Origin of the sequence: Luteibacter sp. (assembly GCF_009912395.1) — a bacterium.
Taxonomy (GTDB): Bacteria; Pseudomonadota; Gammaproteobacteria; order Xanthomonadales; family Rhodanobacteraceae; genus Luteibacter.
In genome coordinates, this window is sequence record NZ_WNDO01000042.1 from 1 (window position 1) to 20,680 (window position 20,680).

19 protein-coding genes are annotated in these 20,680 nt (G+C 65.8%); 6 read left to right on the forward strand and 13 right to left on the reverse strand.

The annotated features are described in order from the left end of the window. The coding region (locus GAK28_RS23655) for an IS3 family transposase (RefSeq protein WP_291785121.1) at positions 1-360 on the forward strand (360 nt) is incomplete at its 5' end. Positions 361-464: 104 nt separating this feature from the next. Here GAK28_RS23655 and GAK28_RS23660 read toward each other — a convergent pair. From GAK28_RS23660 to folD, 4 genes are all read right to left on the reverse strand, one after another. After that, positions 465-662, reverse strand: a complete 198-nt coding sequence (locus tag GAK28_RS23660; protein ID WP_291785123.1) for a hypothetical protein — start codon at positions 660-662, stop codon at positions 465-467. A 287-nt stretch (positions 663-949) separates the two neighbouring features. Further along, positions 950-2,506 carry a glutamine-hydrolyzing GMP synthase gene (gene guaA, locus GAK28_RS23665; protein WP_291785172.1) on the reverse strand — a complete coding sequence of 519 codons (1,557 nt, stop codon included), beginning with the start codon at positions 2,504-2,506 and terminating at the stop codon, positions 950-952. 119 nt (positions 2,507-2,625) lie between these two features. Next, positions 2,626-4,080: an IMP dehydrogenase gene (gene guaB, locus GAK28_RS23670; protein WP_291785125.1), complete on the reverse strand. Its 1,455-nt coding sequence runs from the start codon at positions 4,078-4,080 to the stop codon at positions 2,626-2,628. 228 nt (positions 4,081-4,308) lie between these two features. Next, entirely contained in the window at positions 4,309-5,163 is an 855-nt protein-coding gene (gene folD, locus GAK28_RS23675) for a bifunctional methylenetetrahydrofolate dehydrogenase/methenyltetrahydrofolate cyclohydrolase FolD (RefSeq protein WP_291785127.1), read from the reverse strand. Positions 5,164-5,273: 110 nt separating this feature from the next. On the opposite strand from folD, the gene GAK28_RS23680 reads away from it, so the two are divergent. After that, positions 5,274-5,873, forward strand: a complete 600-nt coding sequence (locus GAK28_RS23680) for a GNAT family N-acetyltransferase (RefSeq protein ID WP_291785129.1) — start codon at positions 5,274-5,276, stop codon at positions 5,871-5,873. Here GAK28_RS23680 and moeB read toward each other — a convergent pair. The 8 genes from moeB to ndk all read right to left on the reverse strand — a co-directional run bounded on the left by moeB (position 5,834) and on the right by ndk (position 13,828). Beyond that, positions 5,834-7,003, reverse strand: coding sequence for a molybdopterin-synthase adenylyltransferase MoeB (gene moeB, locus GAK28_RS23685; RefSeq protein WP_291785131.1), 1,170 nt, complete (start codon positions 7,001-7,003; stop codon positions 5,834-5,836). The two genes, GAK28_RS23680 and moeB, sit on opposite strands and share 40 nt — an antisense overlap. 28 nt (positions 7,004-7,031) lie before the next feature. After that, positions 7,032-8,429: a ribosome biogenesis GTPase Der gene (der, locus tag GAK28_RS23690; protein ID WP_291785132.1), complete on the reverse strand. Its 1,398-nt coding sequence runs from the start codon at positions 8,427-8,429 to the stop codon at positions 7,032-7,034. Positions 8,430-8,454: 25 nt separating this feature from the next. Continuing rightward, complete coding sequence (gene bamB, locus GAK28_RS23695; protein WP_291785135.1) at positions 8,455-9,654, reverse strand: outer membrane protein assembly factor BamB; 1,200 nt, start codon at positions 9,652-9,654, stop codon at positions 8,455-8,457. After that, positions 9,651-10,301: a tetratricopeptide repeat protein gene (locus tag GAK28_RS23700; protein WP_291785137.1), complete on the reverse strand. Its 651-nt coding sequence runs from the start codon at positions 10,299-10,301 to the stop codon at positions 9,651-9,653. Before GAK28_RS23700 ends, bamB begins: the two co-directional genes overlap by 4 nt. A gap of 153 nt (positions 10,302-10,454) precedes the next feature. Next, positions 10,455-11,420 (reverse strand): helix-turn-helix domain-containing protein, encoded by a 966-nt coding sequence (locus GAK28_RS23705; protein WP_291785139.1) that lies wholly within the window; start codon positions 11,418-11,420, stop codon positions 10,455-10,457. Between the two features lie 89 nt (positions 11,421-11,509). Then, positions 11,510-12,280 carry a type IV pilus biogenesis/stability protein PilW gene (pilW, locus tag GAK28_RS23710; protein ID WP_291785141.1) on the reverse strand — a complete coding sequence of 257 codons (771 nt, stop codon included), beginning with the start codon at positions 12,278-12,280 and terminating at the stop codon, positions 11,510-11,512. Next, the gene (rlmN, locus tag GAK28_RS23715; protein WP_291785175.1) at positions 12,270-13,406 is read right to left on the reverse strand and encodes a 23S rRNA (adenine(2503)-C(2))-methyltransferase RlmN; all 1,137 of its coding nucleotides are present in this window, start codon (positions 13,404-13,406) and stop codon (positions 12,270-12,272) included. The genes pilW and rlmN overlap by 11 nt, the downstream gene beginning before the upstream one ends. Then, entirely contained in the window at positions 13,403-13,828 is a 426-nt protein-coding gene (gene ndk, locus GAK28_RS23720) for a nucleoside-diphosphate kinase (RefSeq protein ID WP_291785143.1), read from the reverse strand. The genes rlmN and ndk overlap by 4 nt, the downstream gene beginning before the upstream one ends. Positions 13,829-14,073: 245 nt before the next feature. On the opposite strand from ndk, the gene GAK28_RS23725 reads away from it, so the two are divergent. The 4 genes from GAK28_RS23725 (at position 14,074) to GAK28_RS23740 (ending at position 19,392) form a co-directional block, all read left to right on the forward strand. Next, positions 14,074-14,736 (forward strand): TetR/AcrR family transcriptional regulator, encoded by a 663-nt coding sequence (locus tag GAK28_RS23725; RefSeq protein WP_291785145.1) that lies wholly within the window; start codon positions 14,074-14,076, stop codon positions 14,734-14,736. Between the two features lie 37 nt (positions 14,737-14,773). Next, a complete protein-coding gene (locus tag GAK28_RS23730; protein WP_291785148.1) occupies positions 14,774-17,143 on the forward strand; it encodes a 3-hydroxyacyl-CoA dehydrogenase/enoyl-CoA hydratase family protein in 2,370 nt (789 codons plus the stop codon). A 52-nt stretch (positions 17,144-17,195) separates the two neighbouring features. After that, positions 17,196-18,404: an acetyl-CoA C-acyltransferase gene (locus GAK28_RS23735; protein ID WP_291785150.1), complete on the forward strand. Its 1,209-nt coding sequence runs from the start codon at positions 17,196-17,198 to the stop codon at positions 18,402-18,404. Between the two features lie 67 nt (positions 18,405-18,471). Next, a complete protein-coding gene (locus GAK28_RS23740; RefSeq protein WP_291785152.1) occupies positions 18,472-19,392 on the forward strand; it encodes an MBL fold metallo-hydrolase in 921 nt (306 codons plus the stop codon). A 5-nt stretch (positions 19,393-19,397) separates the two neighbouring features. Here the strand turns inward: GAK28_RS23740 and GAK28_RS23745 are convergent, their stop codons facing one another. Next, on the reverse strand, positions 19,398-20,672 hold the full coding sequence (locus GAK28_RS23745) for an FAD-binding oxidoreductase (RefSeq protein ID WP_291785153.1): 1,275 nt from the start codon (positions 20,670-20,672) through the stop codon (positions 19,398-19,400). Between the last annotated feature and the right edge of the window lie 8 nt (positions 20,673-20,680).

Genomic DNA, 20,680 nt, shown 5'->3' on the forward strand with positions numbered 1-20,680 from the left:
GCTACGCTGGTTTGCGACGCGCTGCGCATGGCGCTGTTTGCTCGCAATCGGCCTCGGGGAGTGATCGTGCATACTGACCGTGGTAGCCAATACTGCTCGCGCGAGCACCGCGCCCTGTTGGAGCAATACGCTTTGATCGCCAGCATGAGTGCTAGAGGCAACTGCTACGACAACGCAGCAATGGAGAGTTGGAACCACAGTCTGAAGGTCGAGGCCATCCATGGTGAACACCTCGCCACACGGGAGCAGGCCAAGGCTCATGTGTTTGACTACATTGAGGTTGACTACAATCGGATCCGGCTGCACTCGACCCTGGGCTACCTCAGCCCAGAGCAGTACGAGCTGGCCAATGTCGCTTAGATAGGTGTCCGTAAATCAGGGGCAAGATTAAATCGATGGTGGTGCGTGGCCCGGGCTTTAGGCCACCCGGAGTGGGCGGACACAAAATCAGGCAGTTAATCCGTCTATTGCGGCTTGTTGCGCGACCATATCAGGGCGTGCGTGCCGCCCTCGATCACGGGCAAGACCATCCGAGCGCCTGTCAGCCACTTCGCGATCATCTCGCCGAAAGTAGTGCGGCGCTTCTCGCTGTGCTCCTCCAACGCAGGGGGCTTGCCTGGAGCGGCGGCCTCTTTAGCGTCGATCCGCTTCTTTACGGGCAAGTACCGGCAGGTCCGTAGCGGCCAGTGGTGGAGTTTCGCAGCATCCATTGAGACGGTAGTCGTAGCAGGAGGTGACGGTACCGGTTGGCGATACCGTCACGGCCAGGAGACCGACTGATGCCGGGAAAACCGCATAAAACAAGCTTTCTCGATAAAACCTTTACCGTCAAAGACAGTCTTGGCCTGGATAGTGAACGAGACGGTCTTAATCCGGCCCTCAGTTCTCACCGCCAGTTTCAACGCCAACCTGTTCCACTAGCCAGCGATAGTCCCCGAAGGACCTGATTTCACTCCCACTCAATCGTAGCCGGCGGCTTCCCCGAGATGTCATAAACCACTCGCGAAATCCCTCGCAGCTCATTGATGATCCGCGTCGAGCACCTGTCGAGGAAGTCGTACGGCAGATGCGCCCAATGCGCCGTCATGAAATCGATCGTCTCCACGGCACGCAGCGCAATCACCCACTCATAGGCACGACCGTCGCCAACGACGCCGACCGAGCGAACCGGAAGGAACACGGCAAAGGCCTGGCTCACGCGATCATAGAGACCATGCGCGCGAAGCTCTTCGATGAAGATGGCATCCGCACGCTGAAGAATATCGACGTATTCGGCCTTCACTTCACCAAGTACACGCACACCCAGGCCCGGGCCCGGGAACGGGTGGCGGTAGACCATCTCGCGCGGCAGACCCAGTTCGACGCCGATGCGGCGGACTTCATCCTTGAACAGTTCGCGCAGGGGTTCGACCAGCTTGAGCTTCATGTGCTCCGGCAGGCCGCCGACGTTGTGGTGGCTCTTGATGACGTGGGCCTTGCCGGTCTTGCTGCCGGCGGACTCGATGACGTCGGGGTAGATCGTGCCCTGGGCCAGCCACTTCACGCCTTCGAGCTTGGCGGATTCTTCGTCAAAGATCTCGACGAACAGGCGGCCGATGATTTTGCGCTTGGCTTCGGGGTCTTCCACGCCGGCCAGTTCGTCGAAGTAGCGCTGCTTGGCGTCCACGCGGATGACGTTGACGCCCATGTGCTCGGCCATGGTGGCCATGACTTGGTCGCCTTCCTGGTAGCGCAGCAGGCCGGTGTCGACGAAGACGCAGGTGAGCTGGTCGCCGATAGCCTTCTCGAGCAGAGCCGCCACGACGGAGGAGTCCACGCCGCCGCTCAGGCCGAGCAGCACGCGGTCGCTACCGACCTGTTCGCGGATGCGAACGACGGCGTCTTCGATGATGTGGGCGGCGTCCCAGAGGGTGGCCGAGCCGCACAGGTCGACAACGAAGCGACGGAGGATTTCCAGGCCGCGCGTGGTGTGGGTGACTTCCGGGTGGAACTGCAGGCCATAGAAGCGGCGCTCGTCGTCGGCCATGGCGGCCAGCGGCAGGCTGGGCGTGGAGGCCGTGGAGCGGAAGCCTTGCGGCAGGGTCACGACGCGGTCGCCGTGCGACATCCACACGCCGAGCGATTCGCCGTCCTTCAGCACTTCGTCGAACAGGCCGCAGCTGGCGAAGCTGACGGTCGCCGGACCGAACTCGCGGTGGTGGCCGGATTCGACCTTGCCGCCGAGCTGCTCGGCCATGGTCTGCATGCCGTAGCAGATGCCGAGCACGGGCACGCCCAGCTCGAACACCACCTGCGGGGCGCGCGGGGAGTTGTCTTCGGTGACCGACTCGGGGCCGCCGGAAAGGATGACGCCGCGCGGGGCGAAGCCGCGGATGTCCTCGGGCGCGTGATCCCAGGCCCACACTTCGCAATAGACGCCGATCTCGCGCACGCGGCGAGCGATCAGCTGCGTGTACTGCGAGCCGAAGTCGAGGATAAGAATCTTGTCGCTGTGGATGTCGGTCATCGTGGCGGCCTGCATGGAGAATTCGGATGGCTTCGCGCGTGGCGCGTCAGCCGTTCAAAAAGCAGAACGCCCACTTGGCGCGGGCGTCCTGGGTTACCTGGAGTGCATGCCCGGGGGCATCAATCCAGGCGGTAGTTCGGTGCTTCCTTGGTGATCTGGATGTCGTGCGGGTGCGCTTCGAGCACGCCGGCGCCGGTCACCTTCACGAACTGGGCCTTCTCGTGGATCTCGCCGATGTTGGCGGTACCCATGTAACCCATGGAAGCACGCAGGCCACCCATCAGCTGATGGATGATGTTGCGCAGCTGGCCACGGTACGGCACGCGACCTTCGATGCCTTCCGGCACCAGCTTGTCGGCGTCGGCCTCGTCCTGGAAGTAGCGATCCTTGGAGCCGAGCTGCATGGCACCAATGGAGCCCATGCCGCGGTAGCTCTTGTAGGAGCGGCCCTGGAACAGCTCGACCTCGCCCGGGGACTCCTCGGTGCCGGCAAACATGGAGCCCAGCATGACGGAGGACGCACCGGCGGCCAGCGCCTTCGGGATGTCGCCCGAGTAGCGGATGCCGCCGTCGGCGATGAGCGGGATCTCGCCCTTGAGCGCCGTGGCGACCAGGTCGATGGAGGTGATCTGCGGCACGCCGATACCGGTGACGATACGGGTGGTGCAGATGGAACCCGGGCCCACGCCGACCTTGACAGCGTCGACACCGGCGTCGAGCAGCGCGCGGGCGGCTTCGCCCGTGACGATGTTGCCGGCGATGACCTGCACGTTCGGGTAGCGCTTCTTCACCCAGGCGGCGCGATCGATCACGCCCTGCGAGTGACCATGGGCGGTGTCGACCACGAGGACGTCCACGCCAGCCTCGACCAGCGCTTCGACGCGCTGCTCGGTGTCGCCACCCACACCCACGGCGGCGCCGACCACGAGGCGCTCGAGGTGGTCCTTGGCGGCGTAGGGGTTGTCGCTGGCCTTCTGGATGTCCTTGACCGTGATGAGGCCACGCAGCGCGAAGCTGTCGTTGACGACCAGCACCTTCTCGATACGGTTCTTATGTAGGAGCTGCAGCACTTCGTCGTGCGAAGCGCCCTCCTTCACCGTGATCAAGCGATCTTCGCGGGTCATGATGTTGCGGACCGGGTCGTCATGCTTGCGCTCGAAGCGCATGTCGCGACCGGTCACGATGCCAACGAGCTTGCCGCCGTCGACCACCGGAACGCCGGAGATATTGTGCGCGCGGGTCAACTGAAGCACTTCGCCGATGGAAGTGTCGGGACCGACGGTGATGGGGTTGCGGATGACGCCGGCTTCGAACTTCTTGACCAGGCGCACTTCGGCGGCCTGCTGTTCGAGCGTCATGTTCTTGTGGATGATGCCGATGCCGCCGTTCTGGGCCATGGTGATGGCGAGGCGGGCTTCGGTGACCGTGTCCATGGCGGCGGACACGATGGGGATGTTCAGGCGGAGACCGCGAGTGAACCGCGTTGAGGTATCCACATCGCGCGGCAGAACCGTGGAGTGGCCGGGAACCAGAAACACGTCGTCGTAAGTGAGTGCCTCGGCAAGGATGCGCATAGCATTAGTCCCGCGAGTAAATCACGCCATTGTAACAGGTGATCTGATTACGGTGAAGCGGGATTTGCTTCTTGTAGGAGCGCGCTTGCGCGCGATCCCGTGGTGGCGGCAGTCTGGCCCGCTGCCGCGGGATCGCGCGCAAGCGCGCTCCTACAAGAACAGCCTAGGCAACGACCATCGGGTCCGCTGCCGCGGAGTCGCGCGCGAGCGCGCTCCTACAGCGGCGCGTCAGGCTTCCAGGGCCTCGGCGGCTTCCAGGGTGTTTTCCATCAGGGTGGCGACCGTCATTGGGCCCACGCCACCGGGGACGGGGGTGATCCAGGAGGCGCGCTCGGCGGCGGGCTGGAACTCGACGTCACCGACGAGGCGGCCGTCGTCGAGGCGGTTGATGCCCACGTCGATGACCACGGCGCCGGGCTTTACCCACTCACCCTTGACCAGGCCCGGCTTGCCGGCGGCCACGACGAGGATGTCGGCCTGGCCGACGAAGCCCTTAAGATCCTGCGTGAACTTATGGCAGCAAGTCACTGTACAACCTGCAATAAGTAGTTCAAGCGCAAGCGGGCGGCCCACGTGATTGGACACGCCCACAATCACCGCATGGCGACCGCGCACCGGGCTGTCGGTGTGGCCGAGCAGCGTCATCACGCCCTTCGGCGTGCAGGGGCGCAGGCCGAATCGGCGTAGCGCGAGGCGGCCGACGTTCACGGCCTGGAAGCCGTCGACGTCCTTGCGGGCGTCGATGCGATCGACCAGCGCGTCTTCGTCGATATGGTCCGGCAGCGGCGACTGCACGAGGATGCCGTGGACGGCCGGATCGGCATTGAGGTTGTCGATCAGCGCGAACAGCTCTTCCTGCGAGGTTTCCGCCGGCAGGTCGTAGCCGAAGGATTCGAAGCCGACCTGCTGGCAGGCCTTACGCTTGTTGCGGACATACACCGCCGAGGCGGAGTCCTCGCCCACGAGCACCACGGCCAGGCCCGGCTTGCGGCGGCCGTCGGCGACACGCTTGGCGACGCGGCAACCGATGTGTTCGAGGAGTTCCTGGGCGATGCGCTTGCCGTCGAGGATACGTGCGGTCATGGAGGGTCGCCCTGCGAAAAACGGTGGATTATCCGTGATTTGGCGAGAATCCGCGATAGCGGCATGAACATGCGTCGCCGGTAATATCTTGTCCGGAGCATACTCGGCGGATGACCATCGATATCGCCCCCTATCCCCAGGACCTCACGGACGGCGTGGTTCGTCTGCGCGCCTACCGCGACGAGGACGCCGATGCGCTCGCCGACGCCATCCGCGAATCCTCCACCTCGGCCGGCCGCTGGATCCCCTGGGCCACGCCCGAGTACGACACGGCCACCGCCGCCGACTGGATCCGCCAGTGCAAGGCGGCATGGGTCATGGGCGACGGGTATGAAATGGTGATCCTCGACGAGCACAGCGGCCGCATCCTCGGCGGCATGGGCCTGAACCAGCGCAATCGCGAGCATGGCTTCGCCAATCTCGGCTACTGGCTGCGCGTCTCGGCCCGAGGCAGGGGCAACGTCACACGGGCCGGCAAGCTCGCCCTCGCCTTCGCCTTCGGCAGCGCCGGACTGACGCGCATCGAAATCGTGGCCGCCCACGACAACTGGCCCAGCCGCAAGGCCGCCAAGCGCATCGGAGGTACTTTCGAAGGTTTGTTACGCAACCGACTGAAAATCAATACAAACGCTGTGGACGCCGCGATGTACTCGGTGGTCCCGGGCGATCTTCAGCCTGCGGCCGAACACATCCTTTCGAGATCCACGTAACCCTCGAAGCGGGCGCCCGGGCCACACCCCGGGCAGCCCGGATCCCGACGCAGGGAGAGTTCGCGGAAGCGCATGCCCAGGGCGTCGTACATCAGCAGGCGCCCCACCAGGGGCTGACCGATACCGAGCACGAGCTTGATGGCCTCGGTGGCCTGCACGAGACCCAGCGTGCCGGGCAGTACGCCCAGCACACCCGCCTCGGCGCAGTTTGGTGCGTCCGCCGCCGACGGCGGCTCGGGAAAGAGGCAGCGATAGCACGGCGAGTCGTCGCGACGCGGATCGAACACACTCACTTGCCCCGTGAATCGCTCGATCGCCGCATAGACCATGGGCACGCCAAGGCGACGCGTGGCGGCCGCCAGCAGATAGCGCGTGGCGAAGTTGTCAGCGCCGTCGATGACGACATCATGGCCGCGGATCAGGTCCTCGACATTGTCGGCACGCAAGCGATCGATCACGGTCGTGACCTGGATGCGCGGATTCAGCGCCGTCATGGTCATGCGGGCGGATTCCGCCTTGTCCATGCCCACGCGCGCATCGCCATGAACGACCTGCCGATGCAGGTTGGAGCGCTCGACCCGGTCATCGTCGATCAGGGTGATATGCCCCACGCCCGCGGCCGCGAGATACAGCAAGGCGGGCGAGCCGAGACCACCGGCACCCAGCACGACCATACGCGCCTGGGCGAGCCTGGCCTGCCCGGCTTCGCCGACCTGCGGCAGGAGCACCTGGCGGGAGTAGCGTTCCGCGGCATCGGCATCCAGCGCGCCCGCGCTGACGGGCAGGCCTGCGGTCTTCCAGGCACCCATGCCGCCGGCCACGGAGGACACCCTGCCGTAGCCCATGCGCTGCAAGGCCTCGGCGGCCAGGAGGGAGCGCTGGCCACTGCCACATAGCATGAGGATGTCCTGGGATCGATCAGGCGCGGCCTGCTCGATCCGCAGTTCGAGGAATCCGCGCGACAGGCCCAGAGCCCCCGTGGGCGAACCCGAGGCGCGCTCGTTGTCCTCGCGGACGTCGATCAACAAGGCCCCTGCCCGCTGGCGAGCCAACGCCTCGTCGGCGTCGATTTCGGGGATGCGTGAACGCAGGTCGGACAACCAGCGTTCGCGATCGAGACCTTCGGACATGCGTGGAACCTCCACGCGAAACGAGGCGTTACTTCTCGCGCCGCTTCGCGTTGCGAATCATGCGCTGGCGCTTGCGCTGCTGGCTGTCCGTCAAGACGTTGCGACGCCCCGCGAACGGGTTATCACCGTCCTTGAAGGCGATGCGGATGGGCGTGCCTTCGAGACGGAAGCGCTTGCGGAAGAAGCCTTCCAGGTAGCGCCGGTAGGCCGGCGCAATGTGCTTGGTGCGAGTGCCGTGGATCACGATGGTCGGCGGATTGGTGCCGCCCGGATGCGCGAAACGCAGCTTCGGCGCATGACCACGGACCAGCGGCGGCTGGTACGACTCGTAGGCCTGCTCCAGCGTGCGGGTCAGCTCGGACGAGACCAGTTCCTTCGTCGCGGCGGCATGCGCGCGGATCACGGCCTTCATCAGTTCGCGCAGGCCGGAGCCGTGCAGCGCGGAAATGAACACCGTCTTGGCCCAGTCGGCGAACTGCAGGCGGCGCTCAAGCGCCTTCTGCGTCTGCTCGCGCTGGTAGCTGTCCATGCCGTCCCACTTGTTGACGGCAATGACGAGACCACGACCTTCCTCGATCACGTGACCGATGAGGGTGAGATCCTGGTCGGCGAGGTTCTCGCGGGCATCAATCATGATGACCGTGACCTGCGCCGCAGAAATGCTCTGCAAGGTCTTGATGACGCTGAACTTCTCCACCGCCTCCTCGACGCGCGCACGACGACGGACGCCGGCGGTATCGATCAGGGTATAGCGACGGCCATCGCGCTCCAGGGAGACACGAATGGGATCGCGGGTGGTGCCCGCCAGATCGGAGACGATCAGGCGATCCTCGCCGAGCAGGCGATTGATCAGGGTGGACTTGCCGGCATTCGGGCGGCCCACGATGGCCACGCGAATGCCCTGCTCTTCCTCGGAAAGCTGCTCTTCTTCCTCTTCAGGAAGATACGGCATGACCTTGGCGACGATGGTGTCCACGCCACGGCTGTGCGCCGCGGATGTCGGGATCGTGTCGGCCACGCCAAACGTGGCGAACTCGCCGAGCGCGGTGGGCTCGTCCACGCCGTCGGTCTTGTTGACCACGACGATGATCGGCTTGCCGCTGCGACGCAGCTCGCTGAGGATCGAAGCATCGAGAGGCAACACGCCGTCGCGGGCATCGCCCACGAAGACCAGCACGTTCGCCTCGGCGATCGCCAGGCGAACCTGCTGGGCGGTGAGGCCTTCGATGCCCTCGTCGCTGCCGGAGAGGCCGCCCGTATCCACGACCACGAAGGGTCGCGGACCGAGGTGACAGACACCGTAGTGCCTGTCGCGGGTAACACCGGGCATATCGGCGACGAGGGCGTCCCTGCTACGCGTCAGCGCATTGAAGAGGGTCGACTTACCGACGTTGGGACGGCCGACCAGGGCGATGACGGGTAACATGGAAAAGCATTAATCCTTAAAAAAATCAGTGCGAGGTGATGCGGTAGGCGCCAACATGGCCTGCCACGTCCTCGACGTACACGGTGTCGCCCGAAACCACGGGCTGGGCGCGAATGGCCTTCTTCGACAGGCGCTCACGGCCGACGATCTTGCCGTCCGCACCATTGATCCAGTGGATGTGACCGTCGAGGTCGGCTACCACGAGGTAGTCGTTCTGGGTGGCCGGAGCCGTGAGCCAGCGATACTTCAGGCCGTCCTGCTTCCAGATGCTGGCGCCGTTCGTCTTGTCGAAGGCGAACACCTGGGACTGGTCGTCCACGCCGTAAACGGCGTTGCCATGCACATCGAGCGAGGTATAGGTGGAGAAAGCGTGGTTCCACAGCGGGCGACCGCTGGGACCATCCACCGCCGTCAGCTGACCGTGGTAGGCGGCGCCGTAGAGCGTGGTGCCGTCGAGCACGATGGCGCCGTCGGCGTCGTTCAGGCGGTCGATTTCGGTACGACCTTCGCCGGTGGCGAGGGTCTGTTCCCAAAGCTTCTCGCCGTTGTCGAGGCGGATCGCCAGGAGCTTGCCGGCGTCGGTGCCGCTGAAGATCACGCCGTTGGCCACCAGCAGGCGACCGTTGCCGCGCAGCGTGAGGTTGGGCACCTGGGCCTGGTCATACACCCAGCGGCGCTCGCCATTGCTGGCGTCGAGGCCGTAGATGCGGCCGTCGTTGCAGCGGACGACCACGAGATCGCCGATCACGACCGGCGTGGTGATGACTTCGGAGGACACTTCGGCAGCCCAGCGACGCTCGCCGTCTTTCGCGTTCATCGCGTAGACGTGACCATCGAGGGTACCTACGGCCAGGAGGTCGCCACCCACGCCCGGGCCACCCGAGAAGCGGGCGTCTTCGCGCTTGGAGTCACCCCAGCCGAACCAGCCGTGCTGGCGGATGCTCTTGGACCACAGGGTCTTGCCCGTATTGGCATCGAACGCGGCAAGCTTGCCGTCGACGCTGGAGGCATAGACCACGCCATCGGCCACGGCCGGGCGCATACGCACTCCGGATTCGCCCGCGCCGTCACCGACGCTGGACTTCCACAGGCGCTCCACCTTCACGGTGGGCTCGAACTTCTTGTCGAGCGGGGTCGGCGGTTCGACGTTTTCCTTCTTGAACGAGTGGCAGCCGGCCATAGCGACCAGCGACGAAGTCAACGCGATTGCCCAAAAACGTTTCATGCACCCTGCTTCCCGGCCACAGCCAGATCATCGAGTTTGGTTTGAACCACACCGCGTTGCGGTGCGCTGTCGCCCATGGCGGCGATCGCCGCCTGGTAGGCCTTGCGTGCGTCGTCCTGGCGTCCCAGCTTGACCAGCGCGTCGCCGCGGAGTTCCTCGGCCACGGAAACAAACGCCTTGCCCGACATGGCGTCGAGCGCCGCCAGGGTGTCCTGCGCCTTGCCCTGGGCAAACTTCAGCTGCGCGTCGCGCAGCGATGCGAGTGTCTTGAGGGTGTCGTCGGAGGCATGGGCCTTGGCCCATTCGATGTCACCGGCGGCCTTGTCGAGCTGGCCGGCCATGACGTTGCGCTGGGCGCGCTCACCGGCGGCGAAGACCGACCATGCGGTGTCCGAGTAGTCCTTCATGAGGGTCTCGGTGCGCATGTCGATATCAGTGGCACGGTTCTGAGCCACGGCGGCCTGGAGGGCCGAATACTCCGAGGCGGCGGCCTGCTCGTGACCGGCGCGATGCGACTTCCACTGCTGCCAGCCGAAAATCAGGACCAGGCCAAGGGCCACGCCTACCGCGATGCTGACGCCGTTCTTGCGCAGCCACTGCTGGACGCGTTCGCCCTGTTCGTAGTCGTCGTATACGTCGAATGCCATGCAATCACCCACTGCGCTCCAGCGCAGCATACCTAGGAGGGAACGAGCCCGCGCCAGCCATCGGGGACGGCGGCGCGGATCAATAGGCAAGGATACCTGAAAAGTACGCGCAGACGGCGCAGCCGCAAGGCCGCGCCTTCAGGCGCACATCAGTCAGTTGGCGACCGGAGACGCCTTGCCGTCGCGGATGTCGACGTGGAAGCGGGCCACGTTGGCGCGACGGAAGCTGTCGAGCTGCACCGGCTCGCCGTCGACACTGACCTGAGCGCCCTGCGCATTGCCGATGCGGACGTCCAGCGGGCTGTCGCTGCGGTAGGACTTCTGCGTGCCGGCCGGGAGAATCCCGTACTCCAGGCGCGAGCCGTCGGCCGAGGTGACCTCGACCCAGCTGGCGGACGGGAGATCCAGGGTGAGGCTATGCGCGCCCTGACCGTTGGCCTGCGCAGGCGGCGCGGGCGTGGCGGCACTGGCGAGCGGCGCCTTGTTGGAACGGTCGAGCGGCGGGAACATCGCCATGGAAGCGAGGACCGGCTGCTGCTCTTCCGGATGCGTTTCGGGTGCCGCCGCAGGCTTGACGGCGGCAGCCACGGCACCGGCGAGCGCCGAGGTGGAGGCCGGCGCCGGGGCGTCCTGCTGGGCCACGGGCGTGGCATCCAGGGGCGCAAGGCGAGGCATGTCGCGATCCAGCGTGCCGCGCACACCCAGCCACACCATCGGCACGACGATGACTGCCGTCAGCACCACGTAGGTGGCGGCCGTGACGTAGCGCTCGAGGAGATAGCGGGAATGGGAGACGCCGCCGGTGACGACCAGTTCGGGCTGACGGGGTGCCAGGCGGGCGACCTCGGCCTGGATCGCTTCTTCGTCCACGCCCACGTGGCGGCCGTACTTGCCGATGTAGCCGGCAAGGTAGACCTGGTAATCGATGCCCGCGTAATCGCCGGCCTCAAGCTGCCGGAGCAGACGGGTCGGCAGGCGCAGGGCCTGGCCACAGGCCTCGATCGAGTAGCCACGAGCTTCGCGGGCGGCGCGAAGCCGGGCGCCGAAGCCGCCCTCATGGACGTGGTCGATCAACACGCGGCCGTTGTCTTCGCCATTGGTGAGACTCTGCGGCTCCATGGCGTCCTCCTTGGAAATAGATGGCTCGATGCCGGCGAACAGGTCCTGTTCGCTTCCGTCACGCCCGGGCTGGTTCGAAGAAACTGAGGTCATTGACGTGCGGTGGCTTCGAGTGCATGCGCGGGTTCCGAATCCGGGAACGTTTCACGCAAGCGTTTGGCGTATTCCTGGGCACCCTCCCCGTTGCCCAGACGGAGCTCGATGTCATGACCGAGCTTCAGCGCTTCCGGACTTGGGCCTCCGAGCGCTTCGTAGCGCTGCAGGAAGGCACGAGCCCTGAATGCATCGTTCTTAAGGTACAACACACGGGCCATCTGATACAGGGCATCCGCGTTACCCGGATTGCGTTCGAGCGCTTTCCGGAAGTATCCCTCGGCCGAATCGTAGTCTCCGGACTGCATCTGGCAGGTGCCGGCATTGGACAGGGCGAGGTCAGGCGTTTCGTAGAACGGGTCGGCCAAGGCCCTGTCGAAGAACGGCTTGGCCTCGGCCCCACGGTTCTGCTTGCACAGAAACACGGCGAGGTTGTTGTTGACCGAGCCCTTCTTCGGGTCGTACTCGATGGCCTTGCGGTAATGCAATTCGGCGTTGACCGGGTCGTTGATGCGCTCGTAGAGCACGGCGATCACGGTATGGGCGGGAACGTACTTGGGATCGAACTGGAGGGCTTTCTCCAGTTTCTCCATGGCGCCCTGGAGGTCGCCATTCTGCATGTAGCGCTGGCCCAGCTCGGTGTGGACCTCGGCGCCCTTGGCCCGGTTGTCTGCGGCCGTCGACGGGCGCAGGCCGCTACCGTCACCGGTGCAACCGGCGCACGCCAGGACCAGCCCCACCAGCAGCCCCCACCGCTCAAGCCGCATTCACGACTCCCTCTTCGAGCTTCTTGCGGAATTCCGCCTGACGGCGGGTACGGTCCACCACCTGCCCCTTCAACTGGCCGCAGGCGGCGTCGATGTCGTCGCCACGGGTACGGCGCAGCATGGTCAGCACGCCGGCGTTGAGCAGCTGCGTCTGGAAGGCACGGATGTCATCCGGGCTCGAACGCTCGAAACGGGCGCCCGGGAACGGGTTGAACGGAATGAGGTTGACCTTGTTGGCACCCGGCAGGCGGCGCATGAACTTGACCAGCTGGCGCGCATGCTCGGGGCGGTCGTTCACGCCCTTCATGAGGGTGTATTCGAACGTGATCGAAGTGCGCGGCGCGCGGCGGATGTAGCGCTCGCAGGCGCCCATCAGCTCGGCCAGCGGGTAGCGCTTGTTCAGCGGCACCAGCTCCGTGCGCAGCTCGTCGTTGGCGGCATGCAGGGAGACCGCCAGCGAGACGTCGCTCTCGGCCGAGAGGCGATCGATCATGGGCACCAGGCCCGCCGTGGACAGGGTGACGCGCTTGCTCGCCAGGCCGAAGCCCAGGTCGTCGCGCATCAGGCTCATGGCCTTCACCACGTTGTCGAAGTTCAGCAGCGGCTCGCCCATGCCCATCATCACCACGTTGGTGATGCGGCGCTTTTGGTGAGTCACGTTGCCGAGGTATTTGGCCGCCACCCACATCTGACCGATGATCTCGGCCGTGGAAAGGTTGCGGGAAAAGCCCTGGGTCGCCGTGGAGCAGAACTGGCAGTTCAGGGCGCAGCCCACCTGCGAGGACACGCAGAGCGTGCCGCGGGTGGGCTCCGGGATGTACACGGTTTCGATGGCGTTGCCGCCATCCATCCCGAGCAGCCACTTGTGGGTACCGTCGACCGCGCCCTTTTCGAACACGGTGGACGGCGGCCCGACATAGCAGCTGGCGTCGAGCTTCTCGCGAAGGGCCTTGCCGACGTCGGTCATCTTGCCGAAATCGCTTTCCAGGCGGTGGTAGATCCACTTCATGACCTGGTCGGCGCGATAGGGCTTCTCACCCAGGCTGGCGAAGAAATCGCGCAGCCCCTGGCGATCGAAATCGAGCAGGTTGACCTTGTCGGCAGGCGTATTCACGGCAGTTCTCAGTGCGAAACGACTTCCGTGGAACGGAAGAAGTAGGCGATCTCGACCGCGGCGGTCTCGGCGGCATCGGAGCCGTGGACGGCGTTGGCGTCGATCGAATCGGCGAAGTCGGCGCGGATCGTACCCGGCGCGGCGTCCTTCGGGTTGGTGGCGCCCATGAGGTCGCGGTTCTTGAGGATCGCGCCCTCGCCTTCCAGCACCTGGATGACGACCGGGCCGGAGATCATGAAGTCGACCAGGGCGCCGAAGAACGGACGCTCCCTGTGGACGGCGTAGAAGCCTTCGGCTTCGGCGCGGCTCAGCTGCTGCATGCGCTGGGCAACGATCTTGAGGCCGGCCTTCTCGAAGCGGGCGACGATTTCACCGATGACGTTCTTCTTGACGGCGTCGGGCTTGATGATCGAAAGGGTGCGCTCCAGCGCCATACGGTTGCTCCGGGGAAAGTGGACGAGTAAGTAAAAGGCTACCGGGGCGCCTGGCGACGCCCGGTGAAAGTTTGGAGCCAAAGCCGTCAGGAATGACTGACTTAGCTCACGAAATCTTGGCAGATTCTAGCTGATTCGCAAGGCGTTTGCAGGTATGTGCAGACGCAGATTGACCCTTGCGAGCAGCCGGGCGTATTCTCAAACAATCGTTTGATTCAAACCACCCTCCCTCGGAGTCCGCCGACATGACGAGCGCCCCCTACGCCTCCCGCGAGCGCAGCACGAAGGAGCGGATCCTGGGCGCCGCCGAGGCCCTGTTCGCCACCCATGGCTTCGCCGGGGCCTCGCTCCGCCAGGTCACGGCCGCCGCCAGGGTCAACCTGGCCGCCGTCAACTACCACTTCGGCTCCAAGGACAAGTTGATCGAAGAGGTGTTCCGGCGCCGGCTGGATGAACTGAACAGCCGCCGCATGGCCGCCCTGAACCGCATCGCGGGCGAATCCGGCACCACCCTCGAGGATGTCCTCGACGCGTACATCCGCCCCGCTCTCGACCTGTCCCGCAGCGATGGGGGCGGCGCGGCCTTCGTCCGCGTGCTGGCCCGAGCCTATGCGGAACACAACGAGACCCTGCGCCGCTTCCTGTCCGATAACTATGGTCATGTCCTGCGCCAGTTCGCCAACGAGTTCTCGCGCCTGCTGCCGAACCTGGCCCGCGAAGAAATCTACTGGCGTCTCGACATCGTCACCGGCGCGCTGACCTACGCCATGGCCGACTTCGGCGTGATCCAGCGCAAGAGCGACGTGGCCGAACGCGACCACCGCGAGGCCGCGGCCGACCACCTCATCCGCTTTGCCGCCGCCGGCATGCGCAACCCATCCGCTTCGAACTCCTCGGCCAGCCGCTGACCGGGGACGATCCTTAAAGCACCCTCCGGAGAACACCATGACCGCAACACCGTTACGCATTCGCAAGGCCGCGGTACTCGGCGCCGGCGTCATGGGCGCGCAGATTGCCGCGCACCTGACGAACGCCAACGTGGAAACCGTGCTGTTCGACCTTCCCGCCAAGGAAGGCCCCAAGAGCGGCATCGCCCTCAAGGCCATCGCCAACCTCGCCAAGCTCTCCCCGGCCCCGCTGGCCGAGAAGTCGCTGGGCGCGGCGATCATTCCGGCGAACTACGAGGACGACCTCGCCCAGCTCGCCGACGTGGACCTCGTGATCGAGGCCATCGCCGAACGGATGGACTGGAAACTCGATCTCTACACGAAGATCGCCCCGCACGTGTCAAAGACCGCCGTGCTGGCCAGCAACACCTCGGGCCTTTCGATCAACGGCCTCGCCGAGGCGCTGCCGGAAGAGATGCGCCACCGCTTCACGGGCGTGCATTTCTTCAACCCGCCGCGCTACATGCACCTGGTCGAACTGATCCCGACCCGCCTCACCGACACCACCGTGCTCGAGGGTCTTGAGGCTTTCCTCACCACCACCCTGGGCAAGGGCGTGGTGTTCGCCAAGGACACCCCGAACTTCATCGGCAACCGCATCGGCGTGTTCTCGATGCTGTCCACCATGTTCCACACCGAGAAGTTCGGCCTGGGTTTCGACACCGTCGACGCCCTCACCGGCCCGGCCATCGGCCGTCCGAAGAGCGCCACCTTCCGCACGGCCGACGTCGTGGGCCTGGACACCCTCGCCCACGTGGTCAAGACCATGGGCGACACCCTGCCGGACGATCCCTGGCACAGCTACTTCCAGCCGCCGGTGTGGCTGAAGGGCCTCATCGAGAAGGGCGCGATCGGCCAGAAGGTCGGCGCCGGCTTCTACCGCAAGGCGGGCAAGGACATCGTGGTCCTCGACCTGGCCAAGCAGGACTACCGCCCGTCCGAAGGCAAGGCCTCCGACGAGGTCGCCGCCATCCTCGCCATCAAGGATCCGTCCGAGAAGTTCGCGAAGCTGCGTGCCTCGTCCGACCCGCAGGCGCAGTTCCTCTGGGCCGTGTTCCGCGATCTCTTCCATTACACCGCCTACCATCTGGCCGACATCGCCGAGACGGCGCGTGACGTCGACTTCGCCATCCGCTGGGGTTACGGCTGGAAGCTTGGCCCCTTCGAGATCTGGCAGTCGGCCGGCTGGCAGCAGGTGGCCGGCTGGATCGCCGAAGACATCGCCGCAGGCAAGACCATGAGCAGCGCCCCGCTGCCGGCCTGGGTCACCGATGGCCGCAACGGCGTGCACGGCAAGGCGGGCTCGTACTCCGCCAGCGCCAACGCCGAGAAGCCGCGCTCCTCGCACCCGGTCTACCAGCGCCAGGCCTTCCCGGATCCGATCCTCGGCGAGAAGTTCGACCAGGGCGCCACCGTCTGGGAAAATGATGGCGTGCGCCTGTGGACCTCGGGCGACGGCATCGGCGTCATCTCCTTCAAGACCAAGATGCACACGGTCAACGACCATGTGCTCGACGGCATCCAGCACGCCATCGGCCTCGCCGAGCAGCAGTTCCGCGGCGTCGTGCTGTGGCAGCCGTCCGAGCCGTTCTCGGCCGGTGCCGACCTCAAGGGTGCGCTGGGCCTGCTCCAGGCTGGCAAGCTCGCCGAGTTCGAGGCCATGGTCGCGAACTTCCAGGCCACCAGCATGCGCATCAAGTACTCGCTGGTGCCGGTGATCGCTGCCGTGCGCGGCCTCGCCCTGGGCGGCGGCTGCGAGTTCCAGATGCATTCGGCCCGCACCGTTGCGGCACTGGAGAGCTACATCGGCCTCGTCGAGGCTGGCGTAGGCCTGCTTCCGGCTGGTGGCGGCCTGAAGGAACTGGCCGTGCGCGCGGCGCAGGCCAATCCGGAAGACCCGTTCGAATACCTCAAGAAGGTCTTCGAAACCGTCGCCATGGCGAAGGTGTCCGCCAGCGCGCTCGAGGCCAAGACCCTCGGCCTGCTGCGCAAGGACGACATCGTGGTCTTCAACGCCTACGAACTGCTGCACGTGGCCAAGGCCCAGGCCGTGGCGATGGCCGAGTCCGGCTACCGTCCGCCGCTGCCGGCGCGCGCGATCCCGGCCGCGGGCGACACCAGCACGGCCACGTTCAAGGCCTCACTGGCAAACCTCGCCGAGGGCTACTTCGCCTCGGCGCACGACATCGAGATCGCCAGCCGCATCGCCGACACGCTCTCGGGCGGCCGGATCGAGCGCGGTTCGCCGGTCGACGAGGAATGGCTGCTCGCCCTCGAGCGCAAGCACTTCGTCGAACTGGCGCAGACCGAAAAGACCCAGGCCCGCATCGCCCACACGATGACGACGGGCAAGCCGCTGCGTAACTGACGCACCACGCGCTCCTACGCAACCGACCTGCCCACTTAAAGGAATCACCTCCATGAGCAAGCAAGTGCAAGACGCCTACATCGTCGCCGCCACCCGCACCCCGGTAGGCAAGGCGCCGCGCGGCGTGTTCCGCAACACCCGTCCCGACGACCTGCTCGCCCACGTCATCCGCGCCGTGATGGAACAGGCCCCGGGCATCGATCCGGCTGTCATCGGCGACGCCATCATCGGCTGCGCCATGCCGGAAGCCGAGCAAGGCATGAACGTGGCGCGCATCGGCGTGCTGCTGGCCGGCCTGCCCGAGCAGGTGCCGGGCGTCACCATCAACCGTTTCTGCTCCTCCGGCGTGCAGGCCATCGCCATGGCCGCCGACCGCATCCGCCTGGGCGAAGCGGACCTGATGCTGGCCGGCGGCACCGAGACGATGAGCATGGTGCCGATGATGGGCCACAAGGTGGCCATGAACCCGGCCATCTTCGAGAATGACGAAAACCGCGCCATCGCCTTCGGCATGGGCATCACCGTCGAGAAGGTGGCCGAGCGCTGGAAGGTCAGCCGCGAAGACCAGGACGCCTTCGCCCTGCAGTCGCACCAGCGTGCCCTGGCCGCGATCCAGGCTGGCGAGTTCAAGGACGAGATCACCCCGTTCCAGCTCGACGACCGCTACCCGGATCTCAAGAACCGCACGGTGAAGGAAGACCGCCGCATCATCTCCATCGACGAAGGCCCGCGCGCCGACACCTCGCTGGAAGTACTCGGCAAGCTGCGTCCGGTGTTCCGCAACGGCCAGTTCGGCGGCTCGGTCACGGCCGGCAACTCCTCGCAGATGTCCGATGGCGCTGGCGCGCTGCTGCTCGCCAGCGAAAAGGCCATCAAGGACTACGGCCTGACCCCGATCGCCCGTTTCGTGGGCTTCTCGGTCGCCGGCGTCGCGCCGGACATCATGGGTATCGGCCCGAAGGAAGCCATCCCCAAGGCGCTCAAGCAGACCGGCATCCGCCAGGACCAGCTCGACTGGATCGAGCTCAACGAAGCCTTCGCGGCCCAGGCCCTCGCGGTCATCCGTGACCTCGGCCTCGACCCGAGCAAGGTGAATCCGCTGGGCGGCGCCATCGCCCTCGGCCACCCGCTCGGCGCCACGGGTGCGATTCGCGCCGCCACGCTGATCCATGGCCTCCGTCGTCGCAAGCAGAAGTACGGCATGGTGACGATGTGCATCGGCACCGGCATGGGTGCGGCGGGCGTGTTCGAAGCGCTTTGATGTCGCTGTGGGGGCGCGCTGGCGCGTGATCGCGCGCCAGCGCGCTCCTACATGTACTCTCGGACACATGCACGGCATTCATACCATCGATACCGGCTTTGGCCGGCCTTCCTTCGATGCGGCCTACCTCGTCGTCGAACACGGACGGGGCGCCTTTATCGATAGCGGCACCTCGCATTCCGTGCCGCACCTCCTCGACGCCATCCACACCGCCGGCCTCCGGCCTAGCGACATCGACTGGGTGATCCTCACCCATGTCCATCTGGATCATGCAGGTGGCGCGGGCGAACTCATGCGCCACCTGCCTCATGCGAAGCTCGCGGTACACCCGCGCGGCGCGCGACACATGATCGATCCGTCCATCCTGATCGCCGGTGCGACCGCCGTGTACGGCGAGGCGGCGATACGCCGCGATTACGGCGATATTGTCCCCGTGCCCGAGGAACGCGTCGTCGAAGCGACGGACGGCTTCGTTATCGACCTCGCCGGGCGCGCCCTGCTCTGCCTGGACGCACCGGGACACGCCAAGCACCACATCGCCATCCACGACGAGCGGGCGAACGCGTTCTTTACCGGTGACGTCTTCGGCATTTCCTATCGGGAACTGGATACGGCAAACGGCCCGTTCATCATCCCCACGACATCGCCCGTGCAGTTCGATCCCGACGAGGCGCATGCCTCCATCGACCGCATGCTGCGTTACAAACCTGAAGCGATGTACCTCACGCATTACGGGCGCGTCGAGGATGTGCCGCGCCTCGCGAACGATCTGCACGAACAGATCGACGCGATGGTCGCGATCGCTTGGCGACATGCCGGCGACCCGGACAGGGAAGCACGCATCGCGGCGGATTTTCGCGACCTCTATGTCGGCCGCGCCACCAGGCACGGCGTGACGCTATCCACCGACGATATCGCCAAACTGCTGAAGATCGACATCCGGCTGAACGCGCAAGGCGTCGTTGTCTGGCTGGGTCGAGCCCGGTAGTCGCCCTACCCCTCCATCCGCGACTTCATCCAGTCCGCGAACTCGTACTTCCAGTAAGTGCCTTGGGCGGCAAGGTAACCAAAGGGTCGATGCACGGGTTCGAGCCCGAAATCCGCATAGGCGTCGAGGCGGGATTCGCCTGCGGCGATCGCGTCGGCCAGCGCCTCGCCGGCGGCACAGGTCGGAGCAAGTCCGTGACCGCCGAACGCCTGGGCGTACCAAAGCCCATTGCCATGCGTGCCGACCTGCGGCATCTCGTGACGGGCGTAACTCATCAGCCCCGACCACGCGTGTTCGACCCGCACACCCTTCAACGAGGGAAACACGCGCGTCAGATCCCGCATCAGCAGGCGCTGCACGGCGTGGGCCGAGCGGTCGCGGACAGAAATGCGGCCGCCCCAGAGCAGGCGCGTGTCCTGCAACGGGCGGTAGTAGTCGAAGGCGAATCGCGTGTCGTAGATGGCTGCGCGCGTCCTCAGGCATTCCTTCAGCTGATCGCCCAGTGGCTCGGTGACCATGACATAGGTGGCGATCGGCAGCACGGCGCGGTCGATGCGGCGGTCGAGACCGGCGAGATACCCGCCGCACGCCAGCACCACCTGCGGCGTCTCGATCTCCGCATCGCCCACGCGCAATACCCAGCGCGGACCGCGGCGCTCCAGCATGCGTACCCGCGACCGCTCGTGGATGGTCACCCCGGCGGCCTCCGCCACCCGAGCCAGGCCACGTGCATAAGCCAGCGGATCGATATGCAGCGCGTTCCGCTCGTAGAGTCCGTCGTGGTATCGGCGACTGTGGACGAACTCGCTCATCGCGTCCGCGGGAATCCACTGCCAATCTGCGCCATAGTGCTCCGCCAGCAGACGCTGGCGATCGCGCAGCACCGCGGCGTCGCGGAACCAGTTCGCCCAGACCACGCCCGCGTCGACGGCGTCGCATGCAATATTCAGCGTGGCGATACGCTCGCGAATGAGGTTCACGGCGTCCACCGTGCGCGCGTAGAGGGCTCGGGCGCGCGCGTCGCCCAATCGATCCAGCAAGGCTTTCTCGCCCAGCGAGTAACCGGCGAACACGAAACCGCCGTTCCGCCCGGATGCGCCGAAGCCGATGGATTGGCTTTCCAGCAGCACCACGTCGCGGACACCTCTTGCGGCCAGCCCGAGCACGGTGTTCAGTCCCGCAAAACCGCCACCCACGACGACCACGGCCGCCTCCCGCTTGCCTTGCGGCGGCGGGCGGGCAGCGGGCTCGGGAAACCTGGCGTGGTACCACGACGCCATCGGGGACG